Source organism: Streptomyces lancefieldiae, assembly GCF_031845825.1.
Taxonomy (GTDB): domain Bacteria; phylum Actinomycetota; class Actinomycetes; order Streptomycetales; family Streptomycetaceae; genus Streptomyces; species Streptomyces lancefieldiae.
Window position 1 is genome coordinate 1 of sequence record NZ_JAVRFH010000133.1, and the last position, 4,827, is coordinate 4,827.

Sequence of the window (4,827 nt, forward strand, 5' to 3'; positions counted from 1 at the left end):
GAACACCAGGTGATCCGGCGGCAGTACGCGCTACCTGGATCTGGCCAACCGCTACCTCGACGAACTGCCGCCGGATCACCTGGTGTTCAGCCTCGACGTCCGACTCGCCGGATAGGGGCGCCGTCCCCCTTCGATCTGCCTTCCGCCCGCAAGGACCACGCATGGACAACCGACCGAACCCCTCCTCCCTGGCGGCTCTCACGAGCAACAGTCGCTGCTCCCGTTACGAGCGGGGCGGGAGCCGCTGCCACCGGCCGACACGGCGCGCCGACGGGTGGTGCGGCACGTGCGCCGGCTTCCGGCGCCCACAGAAGCCCGCCGACCCGGTAGTCCCGTGCCCGACCGCTCCCTCCACGCGCGAGCCGGTCACGGCCGCCACGGATCGACTGCCTCTGACCTCCGACGAAGCGCACGATCCGCAGCTCGGTGTGACCCGCTCGGCGATCGAGCGGTACTGCGCCACGCACGGGGGCGACCGCGCGACGGCGGAAGCGGAGATCCGCTCGCTGCTGGAAAACCTCATCGCCACCGGCACGCATCAGCGCGTCGAGGGCGGTGCCTGGCGGCTGCTGGCCCAAGAAGGGTTCTCCCTCCTGCTCTCCGCTGATGCGAACCGCGTCCTCGGCTACAGCACCGCGCACCGCGACCGGACCTACGGCCAGGTCAAGGCCGGTGTGCCAAGCCGAAGCCGAAGCCGAAGCGGCCACCGCAGGGACAAGCGCTGGGTCCTCGCGCTGCAAGACGACCTCCCGGTCCGCTTCACCACCCTGGTGCTGCGCCGCTTCGCCCGGGACGTACTCGGCACGGAGTTCACCCGCTCGACGGGGAAGAAGGTGGTCGAGGCCGCGTACAGCCGCAGCACCCACGTACAGCCCGACCCCCCGTCGAACCACGCAGGCCGTCGGCGTGCCACGGACGAGGCCGGTCTGAGGTGGCACTTCGCGTACGAACCCGGTGAGCGTCCGGCAGTCATCCACCTCTCGTGGGAGCCGGGCTGCGGGCCCCAGGCCGCCGCGCAGGACGGCGGGTCGTGACGACTGCGGGCTGACACGGCAGCTCCGGGGCTGCCCGTGGCCTCGTCCAGACGGCACCGGAGCTGCCGTTCCGGTGCCATGCCTTCGACATTCCCCGGTCTGAGGCGGTCACCCCTCCCACCCCACTACGGGCTCGACCACCGGCTCCCGGGGCACGGCCCGGGCCGCCCCCTGCCCGCTGCACACCGACCCTCAAGGACGCCCCGCTATGCATACCGACGCCCTCTTCAGCCTCCGCGGCCTCGAGGACCCGCAGGAGGTCCCCGCGGCCGTCCTGGTCGTTCCGAAGCCCAAGCCCAAGCGGAAGCGCAAGCGGGCCGTGCACCCCTCCGTGCCGTTCACGCCGTCGACGACCGTTCCCGATGAGCTGATCCGGGACGCGGACTGGGTGGTCGTGTCGTCCTCCGGCGGCAAGGACAGCCAGGCCATGCTCTCCTATGTCGTCCGCCGCGCGAAGGCTCTGGGAATGCTGGACAAGGTCGCCGTCGTGCACGCGGACCTGGGCCGGGCCGAGTGGGAAGGCACCCGCGAGCTCGCCGAGCTGCAGGCCCGCCTCTGCGGGGTCCGACGGTTCGAGGTGGTGACCTCCGGCGTCGACTTCCTCGACCGGGTCGAAACCCGCCACAGAAAACTGAAAGCGAAGGCGGAGGAGGAAGCTCTCGAGCGCGGCGAGGACCCGGCGCAGGCGAAGGTCGCGCCGGCCTGGCCGTCGAGTTCGGCGCGCTGGTGCACGAGCGGTGAAAAGCGGGGGCCGATCCGGACCCTTTACACCCGGCTCACCAACGAGCTCGCGCACCTGGGGCGTCCCGTGCGGATCTTGGCGTGCATCGGGCAGCGCGCGGCCGAAAGCACCCAGCGGGCGAAGCTCGCCGAGGTGGAGATCGACCGCGGGGCGAGCAACGGGCGCCGGCACATCACGACATGGCGGCCTATTCACACGTGGAACGACCGGAGAGTTTGGCGGGAGATCGCCCGTTCCCGCCTGCCGTATCACCCGGCCTACGACTGGGGAAACCGGCGCCTGAGCTGCGTTTTCTGTGTCCTCGGATGCAACAGCGACCTCGTGAACGGAGCGCGACGCGTGCCGGAGCTCGCCGCGGCGTTCGCCCGGACAGAGGCCAAGATCGGCGCCGACTTCAAGAAGGGCCTGTCGATGCGGGAGATCATCCGACGCGCCGAAGCCCTGGAGGCGGCCGAGGGACCCGCCGCGCGGCCGCCGGCAGGTACGGCGATGGCGGCGCATGTCGGGCGGGCGATGACGACGAAGTACCGCGCCCGTCAAGCTGCGCTGTACGGCCTAGTCGCCTGATCTACCCGGCACGTACGAAGACGCCCTGGGTTCAGCGCAGCGGATCCGCCCCCTTCCGGCGGCAGAAGGACGGCGGCTGACCGCCCGAGGGAGCGAGCGGCAGGCACCGCCGGCGCCTGCCCACGGCGGGCCGCCCCTCACTGTGACGGATGCCCTGTCGGAGATCCCGGACAGCTGGCCATACCAACTCCGCCGACTCCGCCGGAGAGCTGACCCGGTTCGCGCTGCGGAGGGTGCTCGGGCCGGCGGGCGGCCAGGTAACGGGGACGACGATGGTCGGCCCGGTCCCGACGTCCTGGCCGACGACCAGTCAGAGGCCAGGGATGTCGGACACTACCCCCGGAGATTGCATAACTGGATTTACGGATGTATTGTGTGGGTAGCGCTGGTGAGTGCCCGGGCGGCTGCCCCCGCCACACGTGACGGCACCCACTGCCCAGAGCCGACATCCCCGGGAGACCCGTGAACACCCCAGAAACAGATGCCATCAGCAAGATGGACGCCGCCCGGGCCGCTCTCAAGGAGACCACCCCCGAGGTTCTCGACGCGATCTGTGCCGTGGTGGCGGAGCTCTTCCCCGAGGGCAAGTTCCTCTGTGCCAACTCCCTGTTCGTCTACACGGCGGAGGGCCGCCGGACGATCGGCCCCTTGGACCGGCAGCGGAACCCGAAGTACCCCCACCACCTCGTGTGGGAGTGGCCGCTGGACCGGCTGCCCAAGCGCATCACACGGCCATACCTCGGTGCGCACGCGGACTCCAAGAAGCGGACCCTGAAAGGCCTTTTGAACCAGGCCCGGCGCGCGGGCGCTGAGATCCCGTGCGGCGACATCGGCCGACACTACGCCCCCCGGCTCACCCTCCGCTGAAGGATCACCCCTCGTTCCACCCCCCGACATCCGGGAGCTTTTCATGCCTTCCACCACGCTGACCGAAACGGCCGTCGCCCGTCTGCGGACGGCCTCCGTGCACCCCGACGGCCACCTGCCCAAGGTGGGCCCGAAATTGCTGCGTCTGTTCGTCACGGAGAAGTACGCCTACCGCAACGACACCGACGGCTTCGTTCTCGACGGCCAAGCCGCCCTCGAGGACCTGAACTGTGCCGACGACTCCCGCCCGTTCATCATCACCGCGGCAGGCCGTCGCGCCGCCCTCAACAGGGGGCAGATCAAGGCCCTGACGGAAGAGATCGGGCCTGACGGGCGGCTCGCCCGAGGAGTGCCGTGGCCGACACAGCAGACCCTGGCGCGGCTTCTGCTCGTCGAGTTCCGCGATGAACAGGGAAACCCCGCCCCCGGAGACGGCACCCCGTTCCGCACAGGCCTCGGCACGCTGGTCGCCGAGGCCGCGCACCACACCATCCACCCGGACGACGTCGCATAACTGGATTTACTTCGACGTCATTGCGAGTGGTCGCGCGGGGCACGGGAGCACCGCCCCGAGCAGCCGCCGGGGGCGCTCCCGGCCAGCCGACGAACCCCGCACCGCGAAGTTCGCGCCCCTCCGCTCCCATCGCCCCACGACTGCCCCGCCCCGCCCAGAGAAATGCCCTCCCGTGACACTCGCCCGCCGCACGCTCACCAGCGGCTCGTTCAGCATTACCGTCATCACCAGCACCAGCTACACCGACACCCAACTCGCCGTCACGGACACCGGGGAGATCACGGTCACGGGCCCGCTCGGCCTGACCGACGAGACCGTCAAGACCTTCGTGGCGTACAAGGAGGCCTGGATCGGCGCCCGGCTGCAGCACTTGGTCAACGTCGCCGCGGACACCCAGTCCGCCGACGGGCCCTGCCCGAGCTGCTACGTGACGGCCGGATCACTGCACACGGATCTCTGCGACCTCGCCCGGTGCGCCTTCACCGGGTTGCAGCGCTCCGGCTGCGGCCACTTCACCGACCGGTGCAGGACGCCGTGGACCGGACGCCTGCCCGGCGAGGCCGAGTGCCACGAGTACGGGTTCTACGCGCGACTGGGCTCCAGCGGCTGGGAGCCATGCCCGGCCGACCACCCGGACGCCATGCCTGACTTCAACCGGCTCTACACCGAGTGCCGGTGGGATGCCCAAGCCCAGCGCATGCGTCTGATCTCAGACTGACCCCTCGCCCGGCCAGGACTCACTGGTCGGGCCCGCCCCACCCCACGTCATCACCCCGATTGGTCCGCCATGCACGATCCGGCCCTGCCGTCTCAGCCCGCTCCACTCCTCCCCCTGGGGCCGCGCTCGGCCCATGCCCGCGTCGCCCCCGTTCCCCTCTCCCACCCTTTCCGCCCCCACCCAGGAGTCGAGCCGGCGCCGCAGGACGCGGCGGCGGAGCTGCTGCTCTGCGCCTTGCGTGACCACCTACTGGCGGCCGGGCACGAACTGAGCCGATGCACCCTGAAGATGGCCGGTGAGCCCCACCCCCTGGCCGTCGACCTGGTCGATCTCACCTCGGGCCGGCGTGTCGTCGCCCGGGGCCCCACCAGCCGCCCGGCCCACC

5 protein-coding genes are annotated in these 4,827 nt (G+C 70.8%); all 5 read left to right on the forward strand.

Going from position 1 to position 4,827, the window contains the following annotated elements:
• The first annotated feature begins 161 nt into the window (after window positions 1-161).
• The 5 genes from RM812_RS40520 to RM812_RS40540 all read left to right on the forward strand — a co-directional run bounded on the left by RM812_RS40520 (window position 162) and on the right by RM812_RS40540 (window position 4,442).
• Window positions 162-1,034, forward strand: coding sequence for a hypothetical protein (locus RM812_RS40520; protein WP_311585774.1), 873 nt, complete (start codon window positions 162-164; stop codon window positions 1,032-1,034).
• Window positions 1,035-1,365: 331 nt separating this feature from the next.
• Window positions 1,366-2,343, forward strand: a complete 978-nt coding sequence (locus RM812_RS40525; protein ID WP_311585776.1) for a phosphoadenosine phosphosulfate reductase family protein — start codon at window positions 1,366-1,368, stop codon at window positions 2,341-2,343.
• Between the two features lie 462 nt (window positions 2,344-2,805).
• Complete coding sequence (locus tag RM812_RS40530; protein WP_311585778.1) at window positions 2,806-3,210, forward strand: hypothetical protein; 405 nt, start codon at window positions 2,806-2,808, stop codon at window positions 3,208-3,210.
• A 43-nt stretch (window positions 3,211-3,253) separates the two neighbouring features.
• The gene (locus tag RM812_RS40535; protein ID WP_311585780.1) at window positions 3,254-3,724 is read left to right on the forward strand and encodes a hypothetical protein; all 471 of its coding nucleotides are present in this window, start codon (window positions 3,254-3,256) and stop codon (window positions 3,722-3,724) included.
• 172 nt (window positions 3,725-3,896) lie between these two features.
• Window positions 3,897-4,442 carry a DUF45 domain-containing protein gene (locus RM812_RS40540; protein ID WP_051860270.1) on the forward strand — a complete coding sequence of 182 codons (546 nt, stop codon included), beginning with the start codon at window positions 3,897-3,899 and terminating at the stop codon, window positions 4,440-4,442.
• Window positions 4,443-4,827 lie beyond the last annotated feature (385 nt).